Raw genomic sequence first — 25,399 nt, 5'->3', positions numbered from 1 at the left:
CGGGAGCCCGGTTCACTGCCGGCGTCGCAGCACGACCGCGACGCCGGCAGTGAGCAGCAGGGCCGCTCCGGCTCCTCCGGCGACCAGGGGGAGCCCGGGGCCGCCTCCCGTGGTGCTCTCGGCGGCGGGCGCCAGCCGATCGGTGCCCGCCTGCGCGGCCGCCGAACCGGCCTCAGGTGAAGGCGAGTCGGCGGACGGCGACGGGGCCGTGGGGCTGGGTGTCGTGGATGCCGACCGTGTCGCCTTGGGGGATTCCTTGGCGCTCTTGCCGGCGGAACCACTCCCGGCGGTCCCCGAGGTCCCGGCGGTCCGGGCGGGCTTCGACGTCCCGCTCCCGCCGGAGAACACCACGTCCGAGCACGAGTAATAGGTGTCCGTCGTACTGGAGTTCTGCCAGATCGTGAACAGCATCTGGCGGCCGGTGCGGTCGGACGGCAGCGTCGCGTTGATCCGGTAGGCGCCGCCGACCAGGGCGGGATCGGTGACCGTGGCGAACGGCTTCTCCGGCAGGTCGGACCATTTCAGCGACCGCGTCGGGCTGTAGCCCTGCTTGGTCAGATAGAGCTTGAACGTCCCCGTGTGCGCGATCGTCGAGCTGTACTTCATGGTCATGGCCGCACCGGGCGTCAGACGCGTGGCCGGGAAGTCGGAGCGGGCCAGGTCGAGGCCCTTGTAGGCGGGCAGACCGCCGCTGCACAGCTTTCCGTCCGGGATCACCGAGCGGTCCCGGCCGCCCACCCCGCCCACCCGCAGGTTGTCCCACGCCGTGAAGGGCGAGCCGTTCGCGGCGATCGCCGCCCGGCAGGCCGCCGTTTGATTCTGGCTGCCGCCCTCGGGCGAGCACGCGTACACCCGGCTGACCGGGGACGTCGGCGCGCCGTGCGCCGACGCGGTCCCCGCCGCCCACGTCGTGAGCAGCAGCGGAGCCGCCAGGGCGACAGCGGCCGCGGTGGCGGTGCGGTAGGCGGTCATCCGGAACGTCTCCTCGGTGCGTGGGCGAAGCGGCGCGCCACCGCGCGCGGCCGGGACGCACTCCTCGCACGGGGCACGGGGGGATACGGATCCGGAGCGCGGAGTGTTCAGCCGGATCCGCAATCCGCGCGAATCAGGACCACCTCGCCGCGTCACGGGCGGACGAGGGCCGAACACCGGCCGGATCGAGGGTTTTCCCGCTATCCCTCCACCGGGCCGCCTGCCTATCGTTCAGCGCGACCGCCGGGGGACGCCGCACCCCGGATCGAGGACACGACCGCGCGGCACCCACAACGGCCGACAGCTCGAAGTCGACCGCTGGGCTCTACGGGGGGAGGGGCCGCTCGGCGCGCACCGCGTCGGACGGCCCCTTCTGTTCTGCGGGTACGGTGAGCCGCATGCGCGATCCCGACGCCCCCGCCCCCTCGGCCGCCGATCCCGACGACGCCCCGGTGGTCGTGAGCTCGGTGCGGGGCTCGTTCCCCTGGAGCGTGCTGGCGCAGCGGCATCCGGCGCTCATCCGGAAGGTGCGGGACGCCTTCCCGTACGGTCCCGAACAGCGCCACGCGCTCGACGCCCTGCTCAGGAACTGCGCCGAGGGGGTCGTCGAACCGCTCATGGAGTCGGCGGCGGACCGCGGCCGGTGGGACGCCTGGGGTGGCCGGGAGTACTACGGCCGGTCCTGGTTCGACCTGCCGTTCCTGTGGTCCGAGAGCTACTTCTACCGCAAGCTCCTCGAAGCCGTCGGTTACTTCGCGCCCGGCCCCTGGCAGGGCATCGACCCCTTCCGCCCCTTCAAGCTCGCCGAGCTCGACACCCCGGAGGCCGACGAGGAACTCGCCGCGCTGGACGACCTCGCACGGCGGCCGGCCGGGGAGCAGGAGGAGGCACTGCTGCACGGCTCGCTGTGGGGCAACCGCGCCGACCTCGGGTTCAGCCTGGCCGGCACCGGGGGCGCGACGGCGGCCGAGTCCCAGCTCGTGGCGAACGACGCGGACGTGCTGCGGTCCCTGTTCGACGGCGGCACCCTCTGTCTCGTCGCGGACAACGCGGGCCGGGAACTCATCCCCGACCTCCTCCTCGTCGACCACCTGCTCCGGCACGGCCGGATCGGGCGGGCCGCCCTGTACGTGAAGCCGTACCCGTACTACGTTTCCGACGCCACGGCGGCGGACGTGCTGGACGCTCTGCGCCGGCTCACCACCGCGAAGGGAGCGGCCGGCGAGGCCGGGAACCGTCTCTGGGCGGCCCTGTCCGAGGGCCGGCTCACCGTCCGGCCCCATCCCTTCGCCTGCGGCCCGCTGCCGTACGCCGATCTGCCCGACGACCTCCGGCGGGAGTTCGCCGCGGCCGACGTGACCCTTCTGAAGGGCGACCTGAACTACCGTCGGCTCATCGGCGACCGGCTCTACCCCGCCATCACCCCGTTCGCCGCCGCCACCGCCCGTTTCCCCGGTGCGGTGGCCGCGCTGCGGACCCTCAAGTCCGATGTCGTCGTCGGGCTCACCCCCGCCGTCGAGGCGGCCCTCGACGCCGCCGAGGACGACCGCTGGCGCACCGGCGGAACCCACGCGCTGATCCAGGCGAGACGCGGATGACCACGCGCCCGGCTCCCGAAGCCTGTCCGGTCACCTGAAGCGGCAGGGGCGGAAACTGCGAGGCGGTGGGGTGGTCCCGACCTGATGAAGAGGCCGTCGTGTGCGGCTTTCGGCGCGGTTCACGCGATGGTGTGATCATGTCCTGGCCTGCGGATGTGCGCGCGGGGCCCTGGGTAGGGCCCGGCCATGACGCAGCCGTTCGAACTCCCTCACTTCTACATGCCGTACACCGCCAGGCTGAACCCGCACCTGGACGAGGCGCGGGCGCACTCGGTCGAGTGGGCCCGCGACATGGGCATGCTCGAAGGCTCGGGTATCTGGGAGCAGTCCGACCTCGACGCCCACGACTACGGCCTGTTGTGCGCCTACACCCACCCCGACTGCGACGGACCGGCCCTCTCCCTCATCACCGACTGGTACGTGTGGGTGTTCTTCTTCGACGACCACTTCCTGGAGACCTTCAAGCGCACCCAGGACCGCGACGGCGGCAGGGCCTACCTGGACCGCCTGCCCCTCTTCATGCCGCTCGACCTGTCGACCCCCGTCCCCGAGCCGGAGAACCCCGTCGAGGCGGGACTCGCCGACCTGTGGGCGCGCACCGTGCCCTCGATGTCCACCGAGTGGCGCAAACGCTTCGCCGTCTCCACCGAGCATCTGCTCAACGAGTCGATGTGGGAGCTGTCCAACATCAACGAAGGGCGGATCTCCAACCCCGTCGAGTACATCGAGATGCGCCGCAAGGTGGGCGGAGCCCCCTGGTCGGCGGGGCTCGTCGAGTACGCGACCTCCGAAGTGCCCGCGTCCGTCGCGGAGTCGAGGCCGCTGCGCGTCCTCATGGAGACGTTCTCCGACGGCGTCCACCTGCGCAACGACCTGTTCTCCTACCAACGGGAGGTCGAGGACGAGGGCGAACTCAGCAACGGCGTCCTCGTCCTGGAGACGTTCTTCGGCTGCACGACACAGGAGGCCGCCGAGACCGTCAACGACATCCTCACCTCACGGCTCCACCAGTTCGAGCACACGGCGCTCACCGAGGTGCCCGCACTGGCTGTGGAAAAGGGGCTCACCCTCGCGGAGGTCGGCGCCGTCGCCGCGTACACGCAGGGCCTCCAGGACTGGCAGTCCGGCGGCCACGAATGGCACATGCGCTCCAGCCGCTACATGAACAAGGGTGCCGTCGAGGAGGTGCGGCCCTTCGGCATGGGCGGGTTCGGGACATCCGCGGCGGACGTCGGGGCGCTGCTCTCCGCGGCCGGGGCGGAGCGGCTGCGCGCGTACACCCACGTCCCGTTCCAGAAGGTCGGCCCCTCCGTGCTGCCCGACTTCCACATGCCCTTCGAGGTCACCCTCAGCCCGCACCTCGCGGGTGCCCGGGACCGCCTCGTCACCTGGATGCACACCACGGGCATGCTCCAGGAGGGCGTCTGGGACGAGGACAAACTCATCGCCTACGACCTGCCGCTCTGCGCGGCGGGCATCCACCCCGACGCGACACCCGAGGCCCTCGACCTCAGCTCGCAGTGGTTGGCCTGGGGCACCTACGGCGACGACTACTACCCGCTGCTCTTCGGCAACCGCCGCGACCTGGCCGCCGCCAGGCTGACCACGACGCGCCTGTCCGCCTGCATGCCCGTCGAGGGCGATGAAGTGCCCGTCCCGGTCAACGGCATGGAGCGGGGGCTGATCGACCTGTGGCGGCGCACCACCGCGGACATGACCCCGGACGCCCGGAGCACCCTGCGCGCGGCGGTGGACGTGATGACGGAGAGCTGGCTGTGGGAGCTGTCCAACCAGATGCAGAACCGCGTCCCGGACCCGGTCGACTATCTGGAGATGCGCCGGGCGACGTTCGGTTCCGAGCTCACCATGAGCCTGTGCCGACTCGGACACGGCCGGACGGTCCCGCCGGAGGTCTACCGCAGCGGCCCCGTCCGTTCACTGGAGAACGCGGCCATGGACTACGCGATGCTCCTGAACGACGTCTTCTCGTACCAGAAGGAGATCGAGTACGAGGGAGAGATCCACAACGGCATCCTCGTCGTGCAGAACTTCTTCGGCTGCGACTACCCGACCGCGCTCGGCGTCGTCCATGACCTGATGACCCGGCGCATGGAGCAGTTCCAGCACGTCGCCGCCCACGAACTGCCCCTCCTGTACGACGACTTCAAGCTCTCGGAGGAGGCGCGTGGGATCATGCGGGGCTATGTGGCGGAGCTGGAGAACTGGCTGGCCGGAATCCTGAAGTGGCACCAGGACTGCCGTCGTTACGGCGCGGCGGACCTGGCCCGGCGCGCCCACGGCTTCGTGCCGGACCAGGTTCCCGCGCCGCCGATGGCCCTTCGGGCGCAGCCCGTTCCGCTCTGACGGATCCGCAGGGCGCGGGAGTCAGTGCCGGACGCTGCGGCGGGCCGCCTCGGAGAGTTCCGACAGGAGGACCGCCGCGGCCTCGGTGACCTCGCGGACCTCCTCCGCGAGGCCCGGGTCCGCGGCGGCCGCACGGGCGACCTCGTGGTGCTCGTCGACGATGAACACGCCGAGGTTCGTGCCGCGCCAGTGCTTCAGCGAGCCGCCGGGGACGCGCCCGGTCCCGCCGGACTCCGGTTCTGCCGTGAGCGTCTCCCTCAGCCGTGCCAGCCCGGCAGCCCGATCACCGTCTCCAGCGCCTCGTCGACGCTGTTTCCGATGATCCCCGCACGGCCCTCGGAGTCGGCGTACAGCACCGAGCCGTCCGCGCACACGAAGTACGTGCCACCCGTGTCGTCGCCCGCCACCGGCTCCAGCGGGCCTCCCGAGGCGAGCCGGACGTCCTCGCAGTGGTCGGCGCGGTCCAGGTCGAAGTCGAAGGGGAAGGCCGCCAGTTCGGCCAGGCGCGGGGTCTCGCGGAGGAGCCGCAGGGCGTGATCGCTCATGTCACAGAACGTAACAGCCGCCGCTGACAAGGGGTCTGGCCGCCTCCTGGGCCGGAGCCGGAGCCGGAGACTGAGACGGGGGCGGCAGTCTCACTCGTTCGGGGATCGTCGCGGGCCGGAGCGCGGGGTAGAGCATCAGCCGAAGGCGGTCCGTAGAACATCTGCCGGAGGCGACCCATGGAACAGACCGCGCTGCGTCCCAAGCCGATGCCCGGCGGGGATCCGGGCGGCGGCACCCGTCCGTCCGGCAGCACTCGTCCGTCCGGCGGAGCCCGGCGCCCGCACGCGGCGCGGCGTCGTGGAAGGCGTCTGATCACCGTGGTGGCCGGGGTGTCCGCCGGAGTGGTCCTCGTCCTGTCCGGTGTGGGGCTCGGCGCGGTGGGCGCGACCGTGATCGGCGTGAGCAGGCCGGCGGACCTTCAGAGGCAGACCGGCGCGGCCGGGCAGCCACGGCAGCCCTCCGCCGCCTCCGAAGCGCCGAAGCCGGGCGATACGGGGGCGCCGAGGCCGGGTCGTTCCGGGGCGCCGCGGGCCGGTGGGGTCACGGCGGAGTCCGGCGGCGGACCGGTCCGGCCGGGGGAGTCCGAGCAGCGGTCCGTACGGGGGACCCTCGGGGTCGAGGCGGTCGACGCCCCCGGCGGCGCGGGTGCGCTCGTCGTGGGAGTGCACCTCCCCGGTCCCGGCTACAGCGCGGGCCTGGTGCGCGGCGACACCCTGCTCGCCCTCGACGGGACCGGGATCACCTCGGCCGCCGACCTCGCGCGCGCGGTGGCGGACGCGGCGCCGGGCGTCGAGGTCACCCTGCGCGTGCGCCACGCGAACGGCAGCCGCGGACAGCTGTCCGCCGTCCCGGGCACCGCGACCTGAGGCCCGGAGCCGCCCTCACCGCCCGGGAGGCCCGGAGCCGTCCCCCTGCCCGGGAGGCCCGGAGCCGCCTCGCGGGCGCGACACCCTGCTCCGGTGGGGCGGGAGAAACATGCTGGTCAACGGCTTCGCGGCCCGCCATGATGGCCGCATGCTGAGCACCCTCGTCGCCTTCCTCGGCGCCTGCACCCTCATCGCGGCCTCGCCCGGACCGAGCACCGTGCTGATCATCAAACGGTCCCTGGGCAGCAGGCGGTCCGGTTTCCTGACCGTGCTCGGCAACGAGACGGGCGTCTTCCTGTGGGGCGCCGTCGCCGCGTTCGGCCTCACCGCCCTGCTCGCCGCCTCCGAGATGGCGTACGGCGTCATGCGGGTCGTCGGCGCCGTGGTGCTCGTCGGCTTCGGCGTACAGACGCTGTGGCGGGCACGCCGTTCCAAGGGCGCCGCCGACGGCGGCTGGGAGAGCGCGGAGAGGAGCGGCTGGGCGTCCTACCGGGGCGGGTTGCTGCTCAACCTCGCCAACCCGAAGGCGGCCGTCTTCGCGATGTCCTTCCTGCCGCAGTTCGTGCCCGAGGGCGCCCCGCACCTGCCCGCCATGCTCGGCCTCGCCGCGCTCTGGGCGGTCTACGAGGTGGGGTACTACGGCGTCTACGTGTGGTTCGTCGGCCGGATGAAGACCGTACTGTCCCGGACGGGCGTGCGCCGGCGCCTGGAGCAGGTCTCCGGAGGCGTCCTGCTGCTCCTGGGAGCCCGCCTCGCCCTGGAGGGCTGAGGGGGCGCGGGCACGACCGGCTCGCGTACGCCCCACCGGAGGGGCAGGATGCTGCCGTAGCCCCCTGGGGAACTCCGCACACACGGAGGCATGGATGACCGCCGCCACACCCGAGCCCTTCACCGCCGACGACTACGAGGCCCGTATGCGGCGCGCCGCCGAGGCCGCGGCCGACGCCGGGCTCGACGGCGTCCTGGTCGCGCCGGGGCCCGACCTGGTGTGGCTGACCGGGTACCGCCCGGTGGAGACGGAGCGGCTCACCCTGCTGGTGCTGCGGGCGGGACACGACCCGGCCCTCGTCGTGCCCACCCTGGAGGCGCCCGACGCGGCCAAGTCGGCCGGCGCCCCCGCGCTGACCCTGCACGCCTGGACCGACGGCACGGACCCCTACGCGGCCGCCGCGCCCCTCCTGGACGGCACGGGCCGCTTCGGCATCAGCGACAACGGCTGGGCCCTGCACCTGCTCGGCCTCCAGAAGCGGCTCCCCGACACCCGCTACGCGGCCCTGACGGAGGTCCTGCCGATGCTCAGGGCCGTCAAGGACGCGGCCGAGCTGGAGCGGCTCGCGGCCGCCGGAGCCGCCGCGGACGAGGCGTTCGAGGAGATCCGCAAGGTCCGCTTCGCGGACCGCAGGGAGTCGGAGGTGTCCAAGGACCTCGCCGATCTGCTGCGCCGGTTCGGACACTCCCAGGTGGACTTCACCATCGTCGCCTCGGGCCCCAACGGCGCCAACCCGCACCACGAGGCCGACGAGCGGGTGATCGAGGCCGGCGACATGGTGGTCCTGGACTTCGGCGGACTCAAGGACGGCTACGGCTCCGACACCTCCCGCACGGTCCACGTCGGCGAACCGGACGACGAGGAGCGCAAGGTCCACGACATCGTGCGCGAGGCGCAGGAGGCCGGCTTCCGCGCCGTGCGTCCCGGGGCCGCCTGCCAGGACATCGACCGCGCCGCGCGCGCCGTCATCGAGGCCGCCGGGTACGGCGAGTACTTCATCCACCGCACCGGGCACGGCATCGGCGTCACCACCCACGAACCGCCGTACATGGTCGAGGGCGAGGAACAGCCCCTGGTCCCCGGCATGTGTTTCTCCGTGGAGCCGGGGATCTATCTGCCCGGCCGTTTCGGGGTCCGTATCGAGGACATCGTCACGGTGACCGAGGACGGCGGACGCCGGCTCAACAACACATCCCGCGAGATGGTGATCGTCGACTGACATGCGCCCGCACACCGCGCGGCGACCCCTTCGCCCCCGCCCCCGCTCCCGGACGACAAGGGCGCGACCATGAACGCGACACCGACACCGGTCCCCGTACCGACCCCCGAGACCGTCCGCCGGCTGGTCCGCACCCTGCTCTCCGACGACGCCGCGCCCGGTCCGGGACCGGACGTACGGCCCGTCCGCGAGCAGGGCGGGCACACCTGGTGGGTGGGCCGACGCCATGTGCTGCGGCTCGCCCTCGACCGCGAGGCCTCCCTGCGGCAACGCCGTGAACTGAGGCTGCGCGATCTGGTCCGCCCGTTCATCGGGGGCACCGTTCCCATGAGTGTGGCGCAGGGCGAGTGGGCGAGCGGACTGACCTACACCCTGGACACGAAGCTGCCCGGTGTCCCGGGCGAGGAACAGGCCGTCTCGGCACTCGGCGAGGCCGACCTGGCCGACCTGCTGACCGGGCTGCGCGACGTCCCCGTACCGCAGGCCGAGACGCTGGGGGTGCCGCGGACCCCGCAGCGCTCCCTGGAGGCCCTGCGGGCCGCCGCGGTACGGGCCGCCGAACGGATTCCCGCGGAGGACTTCGACCCCGCCCGCTTCGACCAGCTCGCAGCGCCCGCCGCCGTGCAGCTCGGCGCGCAGACCGGCGCCCCGGTCCTCGTGCACCACGGACTCCTCGGCGAACACCTCGTGGTCAGCCCCGACGGCCGGGTACGGGGCGTCCTCGACTGGTCCGGCGCGGTGACCGGGGATCCGGCCGAGGACATCGCGGGGCTGGCCCTCGCGGTCGGCGCCCCCGCGGCCGTACGAGCCGCCACCCTCGCCGGTTACGGCGCCCGGCCCTGTCTGCGCGGCCTGTGGCTCGCCCGCTGCGACACCGTCATCCGGCTCGCCGATCGCCTCCGCGGCGGCGACGCCGGACAACTTGCGCTCGCGGAAGCCCGGTTGGCGCGCGCCTGGGAGTCGATCCTGCTGGAGCGGGTCACGGACCTGCGGGACGCGCCGGACGAGACGCCGTAGGGACCTGCGGGACGAGACGCCGTAGGGGCGCCCGCCCCAGACGCCGTAGGGCGCCCGCGCGAAACGGCGTAGGGACGCCCGTCCGGGACGGCCTCACGTCTGGGTCAGCACCACGCACGACTCGCCCGGCACGTTCAGCACCCCGTCCGTGCCCGGTGTCTCGACCGGGTCCCAGGCCGCGAGGACGCGCGCTCGGCGGATACCGAGGGGAATCGCCGCCGGGTCCTTGCCGAGGTTCACGGCGATCCGGACGTCCCCGCGCCGGACGGCGACCCAGCGGGCCCCCGGATCGTGGGCGACCCTGACCGCCGCGAGGTCGGGGTCCGACAGGTCGGCCTGGCTCCGGCGCAGGGCGATCAGGTCGCGGTACCAGGCCAGCAGGCGCGCGTGCGGGGCCCTTTCGGGTTCGGACCAGTCGAGACACGAGCGGTCCCGGGTCGCCGGGTCCTGCGGATCCGGCACGTCCTCCTCGGCCCAGCCGTGCGCCGCGAACTCCCTCCGCCTGCCCCGCCGCACGGCCTCGGCGAGCTCGGGGTCGGTGTGGTCGGTGAAGAACTGCCAGGGGGTCGTGGCACCCCACTCCTCGCCCATGAAGAGCATCGGCGTGAACGGCCCGGTGAGCGTCAGTGCGGCGGCGCAGGCCAGCAGCCCGGGGGAGAGGGCCGCCGACAGCCGGTCCCCCTGGGCGCGGTTGCCGATCTGGTCGTGGGTCTGCGTGTAGCCGAGCAGCCGCTGCGCCGAGACCCGCGCACGGTCGAGCGGCCGGCCGTGACGGCGCCCGCGGAAGCTGGAATAGGTGCCGTTGTGGAAGAAGCCCGACGTCAGCGTCTTGCACAGCGCGGTGAGCGGGGGGTGCGCGAAGTCCGCGTAGTAGCCCTGCGCCTCGCCGGTCAGCGTGGTGTGCAGCGCGTGATGGAAGTCGTCGTTCCACTGGGCGTGCAGCCCGAGGCCGCCCTCCTCGCGGGAGGTGATGAGCCGCGGGTCGTTGAGATCCGATTCGGCGATCAGGAACAGCGGCCGGCCCAGGTCGCCGGCGAGCGCGTCCACGGCCGCCGACAGCTCCTCCAGGAAGTGCACCGCCCGGGTGTCCCGCAGCGCGTGCACCGCGTCGAGACGCAGCCCGTCGAGCCGGTAGTCGCGCAGCCAGGCCAGCGCACTGCCCACGAGATACGCGCGCACCTCGTCCGAGCCGGGCGCGTCGAGGTTCACCGCGGAGCCCCAGGGCGTCTGATGGGTGTCCGTGAAGTAGGGCCCGAAGGCGGGCAGGTGGTTGCCGGACGGGCCGAGATGGTTGTGCACGACGTCCAGGACGACTCCCAGGCCGAGTTCGTGCGCCCGGTCGACGAAGCGCTTCAGCGCCTCGGGACCGCCGTACGGCTCGTGCACCGCCCACAGGGAGACACCCTCGTACCCCCAGCCGTGCCGGCCGGGGAACGGGCACAGCGGCATCAACTCGACGTGTGTGACGCCCAGTTCCGCGAGGTGTCCGAGCCGGTCCGCCGCCGCGTCCAGGGTGCCCTCGGGGGTGTACGTCCCGACGTGCAGTTCGTAGAGGACCGCGCCGGGCAGCGGGCGTCCGGGCCAGTCGGCGCGCCACGCGTACCCCGCCGGGTCGACCACGGCGCTCAGTCCGTCGGGGCCGTCCGGCTGACGGCGCGAACGGGGATCGGGCAGGACCGGCCCGTCGTCCACCGCGAACCCGTACCGGGTCCCCTCCGCAGCCTCCGCCTCGCCCGTCCACCATCCGGCACGCCCGGGATCACGGTCCAACGCGCGCGTGACACCGGCGCAATGGAGCGTCATCCGCTCGGCCCGTGGTGCCCACACCTCGAATCGCATGGACGTTTCCCCCTTGTCGGCTCGCAGTGACTCAGCCCGTCCATGGTGCTCCACCGGAGATCAATTCGCTTTCGGATCCACCCTTTTGCCGCGTGTTCGTCGCCCTTTGGTCGCGCGAACGGCCGCACGCGGTCCCACCAGCCGTTTCCGGGTCTTCTGGACACCCTGTCGTTACTGGCCGACAATCACGAGCGTGACGTCGTCCTTCGAGTTCCACACGTACCCCGCGCGGCTGTCCGACGCGGAGCGCGACCGGGCGCTCAAGTCCCTCCGTGACGGTGTCGCGCTCGGCCGTCTTTCGCACGACACGTTCATCCGCCGTATGGAGCTGGTGCTGTCCGCCCGCCGCTCCGAGGAACTCGCCGTGCTCACCGCCGACCTGCCCGGCGACGGGCCCGCCGCGCGGCGCTGGTCGAAGCGGGTGTTCGGCACCGTGGAGGCCGTGTCCGGCTTCACGGTCCGGCTGCGCCGGGCCTGGCAGGCCGAGCGGCTGCCCAAGCTCCAGCTGCCCGACCCGAGGGACGCCTACCCGCTGCGCATCGGCCGCGACCCGGCCAGCGGACTGCGCCTCAACCACGAGACGGTGTCCCGCGTGCACGCCGAACTGCGCCGCCAGGACGGTGTCTGGGTGCTGCGCGACCTCGGCTCGACCAACGGCACGACCGTCAACGGGCGGCGCGTCATCGGCGCGTCCGTGGTGAAGGCCGGCGACCAGATCGGCTTCGGCCGCATGCTGTTCCGCCTCGCCTCGGCCTGAACCGCGGCGCCGCACGGGAGTGCCGAGGAGCCCTGGCGCGCCCGGAGAGCGGGCCCGGCCCCGGATTCACCCGCCCGCCCCCGCAACATCCTTTCGCTCCCGTGGTGTTGACGTACCCCCGGGACTCGTGACTGACTGTGTGTACTTCGTGCACATCAGGTGAACGACGGCATCGTTCGAGTGGAGGTGTGCCCTGCCGCCACTCCGTCGCTACCCGACCGTGGACGAACTCGGCGTCCGCGCCGCCGCCCTCGCCGCCCGGCGCCCCGACGACGCCCGGCTGCGCCGTGTGGGCACCTCGCGGGCGGGCACACCGATGCTGCTCCTGTCCGTCGGACACGGCAGCCGCCAGGTTCTCGTCGTCGCCGGACCGCACGCCAACGAACCCGTCGGCGGCGCGACCGTCCTGCGGCTGGCCGAACGGGCCCTCGCCGATCCCCGCCTCACCGAGGGCGCGGACGCCACCTGGAACCTGCTGCTCTGCCTCGACCCCGACGGCTCCCGCCGCAACGAGGCCTGGCTCCAGGGCCCTTACGTGCTCGGCCACTACTTCCGGCACTTCTTCCGGCCCGGCTTCCTCGAACAGCCGGAATGGCTGCCCGAGGGCCCGGACGCCGCCGCCCTGCCCGAGACCCGCGTCCTGCTCGGCCTCCAGGACGAGCTGCGTCCCTTCCTCCAGTGCTCCCTGCACGGCGTCGACGTCGGCGGCGCCTTCGTCGAGCTGACCCGCGATCTGCCCGGCCTCTCCCAGCGGGTCGCGCACAGCGCGGCCCGCCTCGGCATCCCGCGCGAACTCGGCCCCTACGACACCCTGTACTGGCCCGCGCTCGGCCCCGCCGTCTACCGCGTCCCGCCGCCGCGCCGGGGAGACCTGGCCGCCGCCATCACGGAGGCCGCGGTCGACTCCACCTGGTTCCACCCCCAGCCGCACGGCACGGTCACCGCGATCGTCGAGGCACCCATGTGGGGCGTCGGCGCCGTCGAGGACCGGGCGCGCCCCGCCGATCCCGACGCGGTGCTGCGCTCCGTCAGCCACACCCTGCGGCACGACACGGCGGTCCTGGAGGACATCCTGGCCCGGGTGCGGCCCGGCCTCGGCAGCTCGCCGGAGGCGACCCGTCTGCTCGCGCCCGTCGACGACTATTTACTGGTCGGACCCGGACTCGCCGACTCCTGGGACCCCGACGTGCGCGACGCCGGCGGGCGCGCCCTGCCCTCGCTCGACACCGCCCGGCTCACCGCCCTGCGCCTGGCCGGGCGCAGGGTCGCGCTGCGCACGGCCGGGCTGCTGCACCAGCTCGTCACCGCCTCCGGCCAGGACCCGTGCGGCGCGCTGCCCGAGCTCGACCGGCTGATCGACGCGTGGTGCGCCGAGTACCGCGACGGCTGCGGAGCACGCTGGATCCCGGTCGCGCGCCAGGTCGAGTACCAGGCCCGGGTCGTGCTGGCCGCGTTCGAACTCGCCGGGCGTCACACCGGGACGCGTTCCCGTTCGGGTGACTCCGGCTGGACCGCGCAGGCCACGGTGCCGATGCACCGGGAATGACGACAACCCTTCGAGCGATCCGCGCCGGCCTGCTCGTCCCGCTCGCGCTCCTCCTGGCGGGCACGGCCCCCGCCGCCCACGCGACACCCGGGCACGGCCTGCCCGGCAACTGGCTCCGCCTGGCCGTCACCCGCGGCGACGCCCGCGCCGACGACGCCGGAGGCGTCCTGCTGCTCTGCGACCCGCCCCAGGGCCACGCCCACGCCGCGAAGGCATGCGGGCAACTCGCCGCCGCCGGGGGCGACATCGGCCGCATCCCGAGCCGCGCCGGTGCCATGTGCCCGATGCTCTACGCGCCGGTGACGGCGTCGGCGTACGGCGAATGGGACGGCCGCCGGGTCGACTACAGGCGCGCGTTCTCCAACTCCTGTGTGATGGGAGCCGAGACGGGCGCGGTGTTCGACCTGCCGGGCTGAGTCAGGCGGCGCCGTCGCGTGCGTGGCGGGCGGCCGCCATCACCGTACGGGCCTGGTGCTCGACCTGGTTCTCCAGCGGCACCCAGCGGGCCCGGAAGCGTTCGGCGAAGGCGTCGCTCCAGCCGGCGACCAGCTGTTCGAGGCGGGGTGCCTCGCGGTCGTCGGCCTCCTGGAGGACGCGCAGCAGCATCGACGCGGCCCGCAGCGGGATCCGCCGGCCGAACGCGTCCACGCTGCCCACGTACGCCATCGTCGTGTCCACGGGGGGTGGCAGCGACCAGTCCGCCGCCAGCCCCGGCACCAGTTCCAGCGCCCACTTCGCGGCCCGCAGCAGCGGCCCGTCGGGACCCCGCAGCCGGGGCAGGGCCCGCCCGAGCACCTCCTCCACCTGACCCGCGTCCGTCACCAGCCGCTGGGCCAGGCGTCGCATCGCCGCCGCGGGCGCTGGGTGGGGCGCCGGGTCGTCCACCAGGTCGCTGGCCCACATCGGCACCTCCACGACGGCCGTCAGACCGCCGTACCGGTGGGCGTGGTACCAGGTGCTGTGCCGGGCGTCGTCCGGCATGCTCGGGTACGCCGTGTCCGAGCCCGGCGCCGGCATCACATGCACCCCGGGCCCGGAGGCGGGCCAGCCCGCGGCGTCCGAGGCGGCCGTCTCGACCGGGATGCGCAGCTCCGCCGCCGACTTGGCGAACGGCTCCGCCAGGCCCGGGATGTCCTTGGTCAACTGCACCCAGCTGCCGCCCAGATCGGTCCCGTGCAGCGTCACCTGGAGATAGGGCCGCACCTCGTCGATGACCCGGGTCAGGGCCCGCGTCTCCGGCGGCAGCCGGTCGGGCGGCAGGACGGAGGGCGACCACTCCGGCTGCTCGGGTCCGGCCGGGCGGAAGAAGCCCAGGTGGTAGTCGAGGAGCGTCCGGGGCGCGGGTGTCACATGAAGGCTCGCCCCGTCGGGGTCCGCGCACAGCAGGAAGTGCCAGGAGGTGTCCTTGCGCAACTCCCGCCGGTACAGCACACGTTCGGCCAGGGACAGCAGCGTCGAACCGCCCGTCGGCTCGTTGGCGTGGGCCCCCGCCACGACGAGCACCGCGTGCCGGGCATGACCGACGGACAGCAGGTGGAGGGGTCTGCCCGCGCGGGAGGCGCCCACTTGTCTGAGGACGCACAGGTCGGGCCGACGGGCCGTCAGCGCCCAGGCGGACGACACGATTTCGGTCACACTGGGGTAGCGCAACTCCGGCAGATGACTCACCCCCGACTTGTCCGCCCTGCGTCGCTTTTGGCAGTACTCCACGGTCTCGGAGAACTGTCAAGGACGCGTCGGCGCGGCCGCGAGGGAGCCCAGGTGGCATTTTCCGCCGGCAAGGGGCGGTGGAAGGTGCGCGGCCTTTCCCGGCCGGAGCGGACGGTGTCCCGCAGGCCTGCGGCGTACCGGACGGGACCCCCGGAACGGGCGCTCGGGAGGAGACGGCCGGCGTACGCGCGCGCCACGGGCGGGCGGGCCGGGACGACGTACACGATTCACTCGTCCGGGTGTACGGAAACTGCGGTCCGGGGCGGGCGGTGGTCGACTCGGAACAACCGCGCGCGGGTCCGGCGCGCAGACCCGAGGTGGTGGCCCGCGGTGCTGTGTCCACACGGCCTTCCCGGCGAAGGCGCCCAGCCGGCGACTCCCACGATCCCACCGGCCCCGATCCCGTCACCTCCACCGCCCGACGCCGAGCCCTTCCCGTCGTCCGACGCCGAGCCGTTCCCGTCGGGTGCGAGCCGGTCACCGGCGTCCCCGGCCGCCGGTGGGCCGTCCCCGGCCCGTGCGTGTTCACGACCCCCGCGGTCCGGCGCGATCGCGCAACCCCCGCCGGTCGCGGCCCCGGCGCCGGCTCACGCGTCGGTGGTCCCGTTCGCCCCGTCCACTCGCTCGGCGGACGGGCCGTGCGGGCCGTACGCGCCGCCGCGCGGGTGGTCCGCGTGCGTGGGCGGACCCGCGAGCCTGCTCGATCAGGGAACCGAGCGTGATCCCCACCCGCTCTACCGCACCCTGCGCGGAAACTTCCCCCTGGTCCACGACGAGCCGTTCGGCGCCTGGCTGATCAGCAGGTACGCCGATGTGCGCGCCGCGCTCGCGGACCCGCGGCTCGTCGCGCCGTCACCCGGCCCGGTACCGGCGCACGGGGAGCGCCGCACGCACGACGCGTACCGGGCCATCGCTTCCGCGGCGCTGAGGAACCAGGTGTCGGCCGCTCTCCGGGCGGGCGTCGAGCGCACCGCCTACGTCCTCGCGAGCCGACTGGCGTCCCGTCAGGAGGCCGATCTGGTAGCCGAGTTCTGCCGGTGGCTGCCCGCCGCCGCGGCCGTCACCGCGCTCGGACTGCCGTACGAGGACACCCTGCGCGTACACGCCTGGTGCCGAACAGGACTCGACCACCTCGGCGGTCACCGCCCCGGACTCGACGCCTACCTGCGCCCCCACCTGGTCCGCCGCCGCGCCCACCCCGGTGACGATCTGCTGTCCGCGCTGTGTACGGCCCGCCTCGACGGACGGCCGCTGCCGGACGGGACCGTGACCGAGCTCGCCGGGATCGTGCTGGGCGCGGCCGGCGAGACGACCGCGCGCGCCCTCGCGTCGTTCCTCGCCAACCTCCTCGACCATCCGGGCCGACTCGACCTGATCCGTGCCCGCCCCGGGCTGGCGGGCGCCGCCTGGGCCGAGTCGCTGCGCCGCGACCCGCCGCTTCAGATCGTGGCCCGCCGGGCGCTCGAACCCATCGGCCCGATACCCGAGGGTGCCACCGTGGCGTGTCTGCTCGGCGCCGCGGGCCGCGACCCGGCGCGGTTCGCCGACCCGGACCGCTACGACCTCTTCCGCGCCGACCCGGGCGACCTCGCGTACGGCTCGGGACCGCGGCACTGCCTCGGCGCCCCGCTGGCCCGGCTCACGGCGGAAGCCGGGCTGCTCGCCCTGCTCACCGTGCTGCCGGGCCTGCGCAGGGCCCCCGGGCCCCGGCCGCGCCCCGAGGGTCTGGTCAGCCGTTCTCCCCGGACCCTTCCGGTGTGTCCGCGCTGACGCGCTCCAGCAGCACGACGGGTGACCTTCCGAAGAGGTCCTCCACGCGCGTGTGCCCCGTGAACTCCCGCTGCGCGGAGCCGGGGAGCACATCGGCCCACCGCCCGTCGGGGAGCGCGAGCACAGTGTCCCGCCAGCCGCCGGCCTCGGCGAGCCCCAGCGACAGCCGGGTGACGGCCGTGATCACCTCTCCCGACCGCACGAACGCCACACAGTGGTCGGCGGCGGGCCCCTCGGCCCACAGCGGCGCGTACGTCGCCGCGTCGCCGAAGACATCGGGCCGCCGGGCGCGCAGCCGCAGCGCGGCGGCCGTGAGCGCGGGCTTCTCCGCGGCCGGGTCGCGCGGCGTGAACGCCTCCCGGTTGTCCGGGTCCACCAGCGCCCGGTACTCGTCCTCGGTGCCCTGGTACACGTCCGGCACCCCGGGCATCGTCAGATGGACCAGGGCGGCCCCCAGGACGTTCGCCCGCACGTGCGGGCCCAGCGAGGTCCGCAGGGCGGCCACGTGCCGTCCTGGGGGCCCGCACGGCCCGTCGGCGACGAACGCCGTCACCGCGTCCTCGTACGCGGGGTCGCGTTCGGTCCAGGCGGTGCGCGTGCCGGCCTCCCTGATGTGCTTCAGCAGGGCGTCCCGGACGCGCTCCGTGTGGACCTCGGCCCCCTCCTCGGCGGTGGCCGGGCCGAGCCCGAACACCGTCTGCCACGCGGCCCACGCCACCTGCGGGTCGGGGATCCCCGGCCCCTCCTGGGCCGCTTCCGCCAGGACCTCGGACCAGGCCTCCGGGCACTGGGTGAGGACCGAGACGGCGGCGCGCACGTCCGCGCTGCGTTTGGTGTCGTGGGTCGACAGGACGGTTCCGGTGGCGGGCCAGTCGCGCTGCACGCGCGCGCAGTAGGCGTGGAAGTCGTCCGGGGACACCGCGGGCCGGCCCGGATCGCCGCCCACCTCGTTCGCCGACAGCAGCGGCACATAGCGGTAGAACGCCGTGTCCTCCACCGACTTGGCGCGCAGCGCCGACGACGTCTGCGCGAACCGGGCCCGGAAGGCGGCCTCCCCCGGCCCGTCGCCGTCCCGGCCGAGCAGCAGGGCCCGTACGAAATCCACGGCATGCGCCTCCTCGGGCACCCGGAACGCCGACCTGGCCTCGGCGGCGGCCCGCTCGGTGACCACCAGGGACGCGTCCGTGGACGGGTAGGGCCGGTACACCTCCAGCCGGACCAGGAGTTCCCGCAGCGCGGCGCCCAGGGCCCAGGGCGCGTGGTCGCGGGCGGCGGGGTCGGGGGCGGCGGCGCACAGCGCGCTCACCTCGCGGGTGAGGCGCTCGACCTCCGTGGCCAGTTCGTACGTGATCACCTTGTACGCCGCCCGGCGCACGGTGCTCTCCCAGTGGCCGCCCCGGTCGGCCTGCGGGCCCGCGAACCGCCGGTAGCGGCCGAGCATCCGGCTCGCGCCCGCCTCGTCCGTGAAGAGGCCGTCGACGTGCCGCAGCGCGTCGTAGCCGGTGGTGCCCGCCACGGGCCACGCGGGTGGGAGCGGCTCGCCGTCCGCGAGGATCTTCTCGACCACCGTCCAGCGGCCGCCGGTCGCCTCGTGCAGCCGGCGCAGATAGGCGTCCGGGTCCGCCAGTCCGTCCGGGTGGTCCACGCGCAGTCCGTCGATCACGCCGTCGGCGACGAGCTGAAGGATCTTCACGTGGGTCGCCGCGAACACCTCCGGGTCCTCGACGCGCACCCCGATGAGCTCCGAGATGCTGAAGAAGCGCCGGTAGTTGAGCTCGGTGCGGGCCAGCCGCCACCACGCGGGGCGGTACCACTGGGCGTCCAGGAGCTGGGGCATCGGCAGCTGCGCGGTTCCCTCGCGCAGCGGGAACACGTGGTCGTAGTAGCGCAGTATGTCGCCGTCGACCTTCAGCTCGCCGATCTCGGCGCCGAGGCGGTCCCCGAGCACCGGCAGCAGCAGCCGGCCGCCCTGGGCGTCCCAGTCGATGTCGAACCAGCGGGCGTACGGAGACTGGGGGCCCTCGCGCAGCACCTCCCACAGGGCGTGGTTGTGGCGCGGGGCCATCGCCATGTGGTTCGGCACGATGTCCACGACGAGGCCGAGGCCGTGCTCCCGCGCGGTGCGTGCCAGGGAACGCAGCCCCTCCTCACCGCCCAGTTCGGCCCGTACGCGCGTGTGGTCCACCACGTCGTAGCCGTGTGTCGAGCCGGGGACGGCCTCCAGGACGGGGGACAGGTGCAGGTGGGAGACGCCGAGCGAGGCCAGATAGGGCACGGCCGCCTCGGCGCGGCGGAAGGGGAACTCCGGCTGGAGCTGGAGCCTGTAGGTGGCGGTCGGCACGACGGGGACGACCGGGCCGGGGACGACCGAGTCCGCGATCGCCGGTTCGGGGCGCTCAGGGGTCATGCGCATCTACGTACCCCTCCGGCCGCCTTTCTGTCAGCGCGGCCCGAGGAAGGGCACGCACGGCCCCGCCCCGCGCGCGTGGGTCCGCGTCATGGACCCACGCGCGCGGGGCGGGGGAAGAGGCCGTCCTAGGCGGGCCGCTGGAGCACCGTCATGCTCCGGTCGACCAGGGTCAGCCGGTCACTGGCCGCGACCTTCGCGCCCGTACCCGGGGCCACTCCCTCCGGGAGGGACGTGTCCACGACGACCTGCCACTGGCGGCCGTGGTCGACCGGCACGACGAATTCCAGGGGCTTGGGGGAGGCGTTGAACATCAGCAGGAAGGAGTCGTCGGCGATGCGCTCCCCGCGCGCGCCCGGCTCGGAGATCGCGTTGCCGTTGAGGAACACGGACAGCGCCCGGGCCTGGGCGGAACCCCAGTCGCGCTGGGTCATCTCCTGGCCCTCCGGGGTGAACCACGCGATGTCGGAGAGCTCGTCGTGGGTTCCCTGGACGGGCCGCCCGTGGAAGAAGCGCCGCCGCCGGAAGACGGGATGGTCCCGGCGCAGCCACACCATCGCGCGCGTGAAGTCGAGGAGCTCGCAGTCCTCCTCGGGCCACGGCACCCAGGCCAGCTCGCTGTCCTGGCAGTACGCGTTGTTGTTGCCGCCCTGGGAGCGCGCGAACTCGTCGCCGTGGCTGAGCATCGGCACACCCTGGGAGAGCATCAGGGTGGCGATGAAGTTGCGCCGCTGCCGGCCCCGCAGCGCCAGCACGTCCGGGTCGTCCGTCTCGCCCTCGGCCCCGCAGTTCCAGGAGCGGTTGTGGCTCTCGCCGTCCCGGTTGTCCTCGCCGTTGGCCTGGTTCTGCTTGTTGTTGTACGACACGAGGTCGTTCAGGGTGAAGCCGTCGTGACAGGTCACGAAGTTGATGGAGGCGAGCGGACGGCGTCCGTCGTCCTGGTAGAGGTCGGAGGAGCCGGTCAGCCGGGACGCGAACTCGGCCAGCGTGCGCGGCTCACCGCGCCACAGGTCCCGCACGGTGTCGCGGTACTTGCCGTTCCACTCCGTCCACAGGGGCGGGAAGTTGCCCACCTGATAGCCGCCCTCGCCGACGTCCCAGGGCTCGGCGATCAGTTTCACCTGGGAGACCACCGGGTCCTGCTGGACGAGGTCGAAGAACGACGACAGCCGGTCCACCTCGTGGAACTGCCGGGCCAGCGTGGCCGCGAGGTCGAAGCGGAAGCCGTCCACGTGCATCTCGGTGACCCAGTAGCGCAGCGAGTCCATGATGAGCTGGAGCACGTGCGGGGAGCGCATCAGGAGCGAGTTGCCGGTGCCCGTGGTGTCCATGTAGTAGCGGGGGTCGTCCGCCAGCCGGTAGTACGAGGCGTTGTCGAGGCCCCTGAAGGAGAGCGTCGGCCCCAGGTGGTTGCCCTCGGCCGTGTGGTTGTAGACCACGTCGAGGATGACCTCGATACCGGCCTCGTGCAGCGCCCGGACGGCCGACTTGAACTCCAGGACCTGCTGTCCCCGGTCGCCCCAGGAGGCGTAGGCGTTGTGCGGGGCGAAGAAGCCGATCGTGTTGTAGCCCCAGTAGTTGTTGAGACCCATGTCGACCAGCCGGTGGTCGTTAACGAACTGGTGTACGGGCATCAGCTCCAGTGCCGTGACGCCCAGCTTCGTCAGGTGTCCGATGATCGCCGGGTGTGCGAGCGCCGCGTACGTGCCGCGCAGCTCGTCCGGCAGCTCCGGATGCAGCATCGTGAGGCCCTTCACGTGGGCCTCGTAGATCACCGTGTGGTGGTACTCCGTTCGGGGGCGCCGGTCGTCGCCCCAGTCGAAGTACGGGTTGACCACGACCGACGACATGGTGTGCGGCGCCGAGTCGAGGTCGTTGCGCTTGTCGGGTGAACCGAACGGATAGCCGTACACCTCCTCGCCCCAGCTGACGGAACCCGCGATCGCACGCGCGTACGGGTCGAGCAGCAGTTTCGCGGAGTTGGCGCGCTGCCCGCGCTCGGGCGCGTACCGCCCGTGCACCCGGAAGCCGTACCGCTGTCCGGGCATGACGCCGGGCAGGTACGCGTGGCGCACGAACGCGTCGGTCTCCCGCAGTTCCACGGCCGTCTCCGAGCCGTCGTCGTGCAGAAGGCACAGCTCAATACGGTCGGCGGCCTCCGAGAAGACCGCGAAATTGGTGCCGGCGCCGTCGTACGTGGCACCGAGTGGATACGCCTCACCAGGCCAGACCTGCATGGATATGACTCTTCCAGTAGTGCCGTGCCCCTGGGGGCGAGTCCGAGCCGAGTCTCCCCGAAAGTGATGGAACCTCACATGACTTACATCCCTCTTACCCCGCGACCAGGCATATCTCGTATGCCGAACCAGTGGGACTCAAACGACTCCTGGGGATGTAGGGGGAGTAGGGGGAAATGTGCGCAAGATAGTGCACCGCCATCTGGGCAAGGTGGTGGCGGGTGCGGCCATCGCGGTGGCCGGGACGGCCGTGATGATCGGAGTCACCCTTCCGGGCTCGGCGGGGGCCGAGGAAGCGGGCGGGGGCCTTCAGGCCGACGGGACCACGCAGCAGGCGGCGCGGGACGGGCAGGGCGGATCCGTTCGGCCCGGCGTCGTCGAGCGGGCGCCGGCCGAGGGTGAAAAGGGCAAGGGCCGTGACCCGCTGACCGACGACGAGATGCGGCGCGCCGAGCGGATCGCGGTGAACCGGGCGCTCTTCGACTCCAGCGAGAACGTCGAGGGCGCGCGCGGACCACAGCGCATCGGAGTCGACCTCGCCGAACCCGACACGGCCGATCTGGACAACCCGAACGCGCCGCGCCGCGCCGACATCACGTTCTACGACTACAAGGACGACACGCTCGTCACCAAGACCGTCGACCTCGACACCGGGAAGGTCGACCGGACGGGCGTCCAGCACGGCGTGCAGCCGCCGATCAGCCGCGACGAGATGACCGAGGCCGCCCAGCTGCTGATCGCCGATCCGCTCGGCGCCGGCCTGAAGGCCGACTTCAAGGACGCGACCGGCAAGGAACTCACCTCGCCCGACCAGCTGATGCTCAACAGCATGGTCTACCGCGCGACCTCCGGCGCCCCCGCCGCCCTCGGCGCCTGTGGCGAGCACCGGTGCGTGCGGCTCTTCCCGAAGGTCAAGAACGGGCCCTGGATCGACAGCCGTGACCTGGTGATCGACCTGAGCGCCCGCAAGGTCGGCAAGCTCGGCTGAGCGCCGCCCGTCTTTCCTTCCCACCTTCACAGCTTTCCGCAAGGAGTCATTTCTTCATGCGCGTCAACAGAAACAGCCGTGCCCGCAGCCGGGCCGCCGTGGGCCTCTCGGCGCTCGCCCTGGCCGCCGGCGCGACGACGGCCGCGGGACCGGCCGTCGCCCAGCCCAGGTCCGCTCCCGCCCCGGCCGCCGACTGCAGCGCCGCCTACCGGATCGAGCAGAAGCTCGCCACCGGCACCACCTGGCGGATGTGCTGGCACTACGAGAGCGAGGCCGGGCTCGTCCTGGAGAACATCTCCTACCAGCCCCCCGGCGAGGCCCAGCCGATCAAGGTCCTGAGCACGGCCAAGCTCGCCCAGATCGACGTCCCCTACGACGACGGCTCGGTCGAGTACAGCGACCTGACCGGCGCGGGCTTCGGCCAGGGTCTGGTCGACATGGTCCCCGCCGAATGCCCCGGCGGCGCCATCAAGACGGTCAAGGTCCCCGACGCCTGGGACCCGCAGCACGCGAACGTCAAGGGCCTGTGCACCACGACCCGTTCACGCGGCCACGCCTACCGGATGGAGTCCGAGACCGGGAACAAGGTCTTCCAGAAGCAGGGCAAGGACCTGCTCGTCTACACCGTCAACAAGGTCGGCTGGTACGAGTACATCACCGAGTGGCGCTTCCAGGACGACGGCACCATCAACATGAACGTCGGCGCCACCGGCAGCCTCTCGCCCTTCGACTACGACGCGGGCGACGGCCGCGGCTGGCCGCTGGGCAAGGGCGCCAAGGACTACGCCACGAGCCACAGCCACAACGTCTTCTGGCGGCTCAACTTCGGCCTGGACGGCTCGTCCAAGGCGAAGGTCGAGCAGTACGACTCGGTGGTCAGCCCGCCCGCGCAGGGCCAGGAGGCCCCCAGCAACAAGACCACGGTCACCAAGGTCGGCAAGGAACTCGCCGGCGACGCCAAGAACATGCGCTGGTGGCGGATCGTCAGCAACTCCGGCAAGAACAAGGACAATCACGCACGCTCGTACGAGTTCGTCCCGGGCGCGACCACCAAGTACCTCGGCCGTGCCTTCACCAAGCACGACATCTACTTCACCGAGTACAACAAGTGCGAGCAGTTCGCGAGCGACAACCTGCGCAACTGCGGTGCCGGGCACGGAAAGTCCGTCGACAAGTGGGTCGACGGGCAGACGCTCACCCACCCCGTGGCCTGGGTCAACGTGGGTTTCCACCACGTCGCCCGGGACGAGGACCAGCAGCCGATGCCGGTCCACTGGCAGGGATTCTCCATCGCCCCGCGTGACGTGACCGCTATGAATCCGCTCACTCCTCCGGAGCTCGCGAACCAGAACGGGCATGTCGAACCAAGGTAGTTGGGAAACGACATGCGCATCGGGCTGCATCGCTCGCCGCTCCCGGAGTACCCTTCCTTGATCGTTGATTGGGGCCTGGCCCCTGGGGAGTGCTCGGGGGAGCGGAAGGCGGTGCGCGGGTGGGCTCGGGAGGGCTGGAGCTGCCTCCTGGTGACGAGGGTCACGAGGGGAACTCCACGGATGTCCCGCCCGGCGCGGTGTCCCTGGCGCGGCCGATGGAAATGGGATCCATTGGACCGGAACTGGACTGGGGCGCCGACGCCTGGAGCGAGGTGCGTACGCGCGCCCAGCGAGCCGGGCGCGCCTACATCTGGCTGAACCTGGTCGAACAGCGGCTGCGCGCGGTCGTGGCCGCTGTTCTCCGGCCCGTCTACGAACCCGTCCACGGCGACGACTGGGTGGTCGCCGCCGCCGGTCCGGCCGGCCAGGAGTGGGTGCAGCGCGCCGTCGCCGTACGCGAAGTCAGCCGCCGCAAGGGGTACTTGCTCGATCCGGCGGACGACAACGTGCTGAGTTTCCTCACGTTGCCCCAGTTGCGCGAGCTGATGGTGCAGCACTGGCCGTGCTTCGAGCCGTACTTCGACGAGCGCAGGGACGTCGAACTCGCCCTGGACGAGCTGGAAGTGACCCGGAACGTCGTCTCGCGCAACCGGGCGCTGTCCGAGGCCGTCCTGAACCAGGCCGAGCGGGCGGCGGCGAAGCTGCTGGAGATCCTGGGCGCCGGGAGCGATGTGCCCTCCGCGCGCCGGCTGCCCGTGGACGCCGTCGAGGAACTCGTGGGCGACCGCTACGCGGATGTCGTCGGGGTGCACTCCGACCGCGTGCGGCTGCTGCGCCAGTTCCCCGCCGAGGACCTCTTCGGCGGATCCCGCCGGCTCGACGCGATCGGCATCGGCCTGAACCTGCTGGTGCAGAACTTCTCCGGGCGCCGGCTGGTCCGCCTCGCCGAGTCCGGCTGCCGGACACGGCTGCTGTTCCTGAACCCCGCGTCCAGCGCGGTCAAGCGGCGCGAACGCGAACTCGGCATCAGACGCGGCGAGCTCAGCCGGTCGGTCGAGATGAACATCCTGCACATGCGCCGGGTGCGGTCCCGGCTGCGCGACCCGGACGCCTTCGAGATCCAGGTGTACGACGAGACGCCCCGCTTCACCGCGTACCTCGTCGACGGGGACGGCTCGGACGGCATCGCGGTCGTGCAGTCCTATCTGCGCCGGACGCGGGGCATGGAGGCGCCGGTCCTGGTCCTGCGCGGCGGAAGCCGGGTGCTCAAACCGGACGAGTTCGGCGAGGAGGGACTCTTCCCCACCTATCGCGAGGAGTTCGAGATGGCTTGGGCCGACTCGCGACCTGTGTCCTGAAAGCCCGTTTCTTCCGGCCTGATGGAACGCGGCCCCCGGATTGTCAGTGGCCCGTGGGATCGT

General features: G+C 72.7%; 19 protein-coding genes and 1 pseudogene. 13 read left to right on the top strand and 7 right to left on the bottom strand.

Translation table 11 applies throughout. The features are described from left to right. Positions 1-12: 12 nt before the first annotated feature. A complete protein-coding gene (locus tag OG780_RS10540; protein WP_328446951.1) occupies positions 13-972 on the bottom strand; it encodes a lytic polysaccharide monooxygenase auxiliary activity family 9 protein in 960 nt (319 codons plus the stop codon). A gap of 398 nt (positions 973-1,370) precedes the next feature. Here OG780_RS10540 and OG780_RS10535 point away from each other — a divergent pair, with 398 nt between their 5' ends. Both OG780_RS10535 and cyc2 read left to right on the top strand, forming a co-directional pair. Beyond that, positions 1,371-2,570 carry a damage-control phosphatase ARMT1 family protein gene (locus OG780_RS10535; RefSeq protein WP_328446949.1) on the top strand — a complete coding sequence of 400 codons (1,200 nt, stop codon included), beginning with the start codon at positions 1,371-1,373 and terminating at the stop codon, positions 2,568-2,570. A 186-nt stretch (positions 2,571-2,756) separates the two neighbouring features. After that, on the top strand, positions 2,757-4,934 hold the full coding sequence (cyc2, locus tag OG780_RS10530) for a germacradienol/geosmin synthase Cyc2 (RefSeq protein WP_328446947.1): 2,178 nt from the start codon (positions 2,757-2,759) through the stop codon (positions 4,932-4,934). 21 nt (positions 4,935-4,955) lie between these two features. Here the strand turns inward: cyc2 and OG780_RS10525 are convergent, their stop codons facing one another. Beyond that, positions 4,956-5,102 (bottom strand): hypothetical protein, encoded by a 147-nt coding sequence (locus OG780_RS10525; RefSeq protein WP_328446945.1) that lies wholly within the window; start codon positions 5,100-5,102, stop codon positions 4,956-4,958. 98 nt (positions 5,103-5,200) lie between these two features. Next, a pseudogene (locus OG780_RS10520) lies at positions 5,201-5,479 on the bottom strand (hypothetical protein); the annotation flags it as partial. A gap of 177 nt (positions 5,480-5,656) precedes the next feature. Between OG780_RS10520 and OG780_RS10515 the strand changes: the two are divergent. From OG780_RS10515 to OG780_RS10500, 4 genes are all read left to right on the top strand, one after another. Beyond that, entirely contained in the window at positions 5,657-6,346 is a 690-nt protein-coding gene (locus OG780_RS10515; RefSeq protein WP_328446943.1) for a PDZ domain-containing protein, read from the top strand. A 148-nt stretch (positions 6,347-6,494) separates the two neighbouring features. Beyond that, on the top strand, positions 6,495-7,115 hold the full coding sequence (locus OG780_RS10510; RefSeq protein WP_328446941.1) for a LysE family translocator: 621 nt from the start codon (positions 6,495-6,497) through the stop codon (positions 7,113-7,115). Between the two features lie 94 nt (positions 7,116-7,209). Continuing rightward, a complete protein-coding gene (locus OG780_RS10505) occupies positions 7,210-8,334 on the top strand; it encodes an aminopeptidase P family protein (RefSeq protein WP_328446939.1) in 1,125 nt (374 codons plus the stop codon). 69 nt (positions 8,335-8,403) lie between these two features. Beyond that, a complete protein-coding gene (locus OG780_RS10500) occupies positions 8,404-9,351 on the top strand; it encodes an aminoglycoside phosphotransferase family protein (protein ID WP_328446937.1) in 948 nt (315 codons plus the stop codon). Between the two features lie 93 nt (positions 9,352-9,444). On the opposite strand, the gene treZ is transcribed toward OG780_RS10500, so the two are convergent. Then, positions 9,445-11,190, bottom strand: a complete 1,746-nt coding sequence (treZ, locus tag OG780_RS10495; RefSeq protein WP_328446935.1) for a malto-oligosyltrehalose trehalohydrolase — start codon at positions 11,188-11,190, stop codon at positions 9,445-9,447. A gap of 193 nt (positions 11,191-11,383) precedes the next feature. On the opposite strand from treZ, the gene OG780_RS10490 reads away from it, so the two are divergent. The 3 genes from OG780_RS10490 (at position 11,384) to OG780_RS10480 (ending at position 13,909) form a co-directional block, all read left to right on the top strand. Then, the gene (locus tag OG780_RS10490) at positions 11,384-11,947 is read left to right on the top strand and encodes a DUF1707 and FHA domain-containing protein (RefSeq protein WP_328446933.1); all 564 of its coding nucleotides are present in this window, start codon (positions 11,384-11,386) and stop codon (positions 11,945-11,947) included. Positions 11,948-12,167: 220 nt separating this feature from the next. After that, entirely contained in the window at positions 12,168-13,493 is a 1,326-nt protein-coding gene (locus tag OG780_RS10485) for a M14 family zinc carboxypeptidase (protein ID WP_328446931.1), read from the top strand. Next, positions 13,490-13,909, top strand: coding sequence for an SSI family serine proteinase inhibitor (locus tag OG780_RS10480; protein WP_328446929.1), 420 nt, complete (start codon positions 13,490-13,492; stop codon positions 13,907-13,909). The genes OG780_RS10485 and OG780_RS10480 overlap by 4 nt, the downstream gene beginning before the upstream one ends. Before the next feature lies 1 nt (position 13,910). Here OG780_RS10480 and OG780_RS10475 read toward each other — a convergent pair whose 3' ends face one another. Further along, entirely contained in the window at positions 13,911-15,161 is a 1,251-nt protein-coding gene (locus OG780_RS10475; RefSeq protein WP_328446928.1) for a M14 family zinc carboxypeptidase, read from the bottom strand. Between the two features lie 720 nt (positions 15,162-15,881). Here OG780_RS10475 and OG780_RS10470 point away from each other — a divergent pair. Next, entirely contained in the window at positions 15,882-16,973 is a 1,092-nt protein-coding gene (locus OG780_RS10470; RefSeq protein WP_328446926.1) for a cytochrome P450, read from the top strand. Here the strand turns inward: OG780_RS10470 and treY are convergent. Both treY and glgX read right to left on the bottom strand, forming a co-directional pair. Further along, positions 16,933-19,380 (bottom strand): malto-oligosyltrehalose synthase, encoded by a 2,448-nt coding sequence (gene treY / locus OG780_RS10465; protein WP_328446924.1) that lies wholly within the window; start codon positions 19,378-19,380, stop codon positions 16,933-16,935. The genes OG780_RS10470 and treY overlap by 41 nt on opposite strands. A gap of 128 nt (positions 19,381-19,508) precedes the next feature. Continuing rightward, positions 19,509-21,617 (bottom strand): glycogen debranching protein GlgX, encoded by a 2,109-nt coding sequence (glgX, locus tag OG780_RS10460; RefSeq protein WP_328446922.1) that lies wholly within the window; start codon positions 21,615-21,617, stop codon positions 19,509-19,511. Positions 21,618-21,795: 178 nt separating this feature from the next. Between glgX and OG780_RS10455 the strand changes: the two genes are divergently transcribed. The 3 genes from OG780_RS10455 (at position 21,796) to OG780_RS10445 (ending at position 25,336) form a co-directional block, all read left to right on the top strand. Beyond that, entirely contained in the window at positions 21,796-22,605 is an 810-nt protein-coding gene (locus OG780_RS10455; protein WP_328446920.1) for a Tat pathway signal sequence domain protein, read from the top strand. Positions 22,606-22,661: 56 nt separating this feature from the next. Then, the gene (locus OG780_RS10450) at positions 22,662-23,978 is read left to right on the top strand and encodes a copper amine oxidase (RefSeq protein WP_328446918.1); all 1,317 of its coding nucleotides are present in this window, start codon (positions 22,662-22,664) and stop codon (positions 23,976-23,978) included. 119 nt (positions 23,979-24,097) lie between these two features. Continuing rightward, positions 24,098-25,336, top strand: a complete 1,239-nt coding sequence (locus tag OG780_RS10445; RefSeq protein WP_328446916.1) for an SAV2148 family HEPN domain-containing protein — start codon at positions 24,098-24,100, stop codon at positions 25,334-25,336. Positions 25,337-25,399 lie beyond the last annotated feature (63 nt).

It is taken from the genome of Streptomyces sp. NBC_00386 (genome assembly GCF_036063235.1).
Lineage (GTDB): Bacteria > Actinomycetota > Actinomycetes > Streptomycetales > Streptomycetaceae > Streptomyces.
The sequence above is the reverse complement of the archived record's forward strand: the minus strand, read 5'-3'. Positions and strand labels throughout refer to the sequence as shown.

Excerpts from the sequence above, each read along its gene's own strand:
- glgX (WP_328446922.1), bottom strand. The coding sequence starts at position 21,617 with ATGCAGGTCTGGCCTGGTGAGGCGTATCCACTCGGTGCCACGTACGAC.
- OG780_RS10535 (WP_328446949.1), top strand. The coding sequence starts at position 1,371 with ATGCGCGATCCCGACGCCCCCGCCCCCTCGGCCGCCGATCCCGACGAC.
- treZ (WP_328446935.1), bottom strand. The coding sequence starts at position 11,190 with ATGCGATTCGAGGTGTGGGCACCACGGGCCGAGCGGATGACGCTCCAT.
- OG780_RS10515 (WP_328446943.1), top strand. The coding sequence starts at position 5,657 with ATGGAACAGACCGCGCTGCGTCCCAAGCCGATGCCCGGCGGGGATCCG.
- OG780_RS10480 (WP_328446929.1), top strand. The coding sequence starts at position 13,490 with ATGACGACAACCCTTCGAGCGATCCGCGCCGGCCTGCTCGTCCCGCTC.
- treY (WP_328446924.1), bottom strand. The coding sequence starts at position 19,380 with ATGACCCCTGAGCGCCCCGAACCGGCGATCGCGGACTCGGTCGTCCCC.
- OG780_RS10505 (WP_328446939.1), top strand. The coding sequence starts at position 7,210 with ATGACCGCCGCCACACCCGAGCCCTTCACCGCCGACGACTACGAGGCC.
- OG780_RS10450 (WP_328446918.1), top strand. The coding sequence starts at position 22,662 with ATGCGCGTCAACAGAAACAGCCGTGCCCGCAGCCGGGCCGCCGTGGGC.
- OG780_RS10500 (WP_328446937.1), top strand. The coding sequence starts at position 8,404 with ATGAACGCGACACCGACACCGGTCCCCGTACCGACCCCCGAGACCGTC.
- OG780_RS10510 (WP_328446941.1), top strand. The coding sequence starts at position 6,495 with ATGCTGAGCACCCTCGTCGCCTTCCTCGGCGCCTGCACCCTCATCGCG.
- cyc2 (WP_328446947.1), top strand. The coding sequence starts at position 2,757 with ATGACGCAGCCGTTCGAACTCCCTCACTTCTACATGCCGTACACCGCC.
- OG780_RS10540 (WP_328446951.1), bottom strand. The coding sequence starts at position 972 with ATGACCGCCTACCGCACCGCCACCGCGGCCGCTGTCGCCCTGGCGGCT.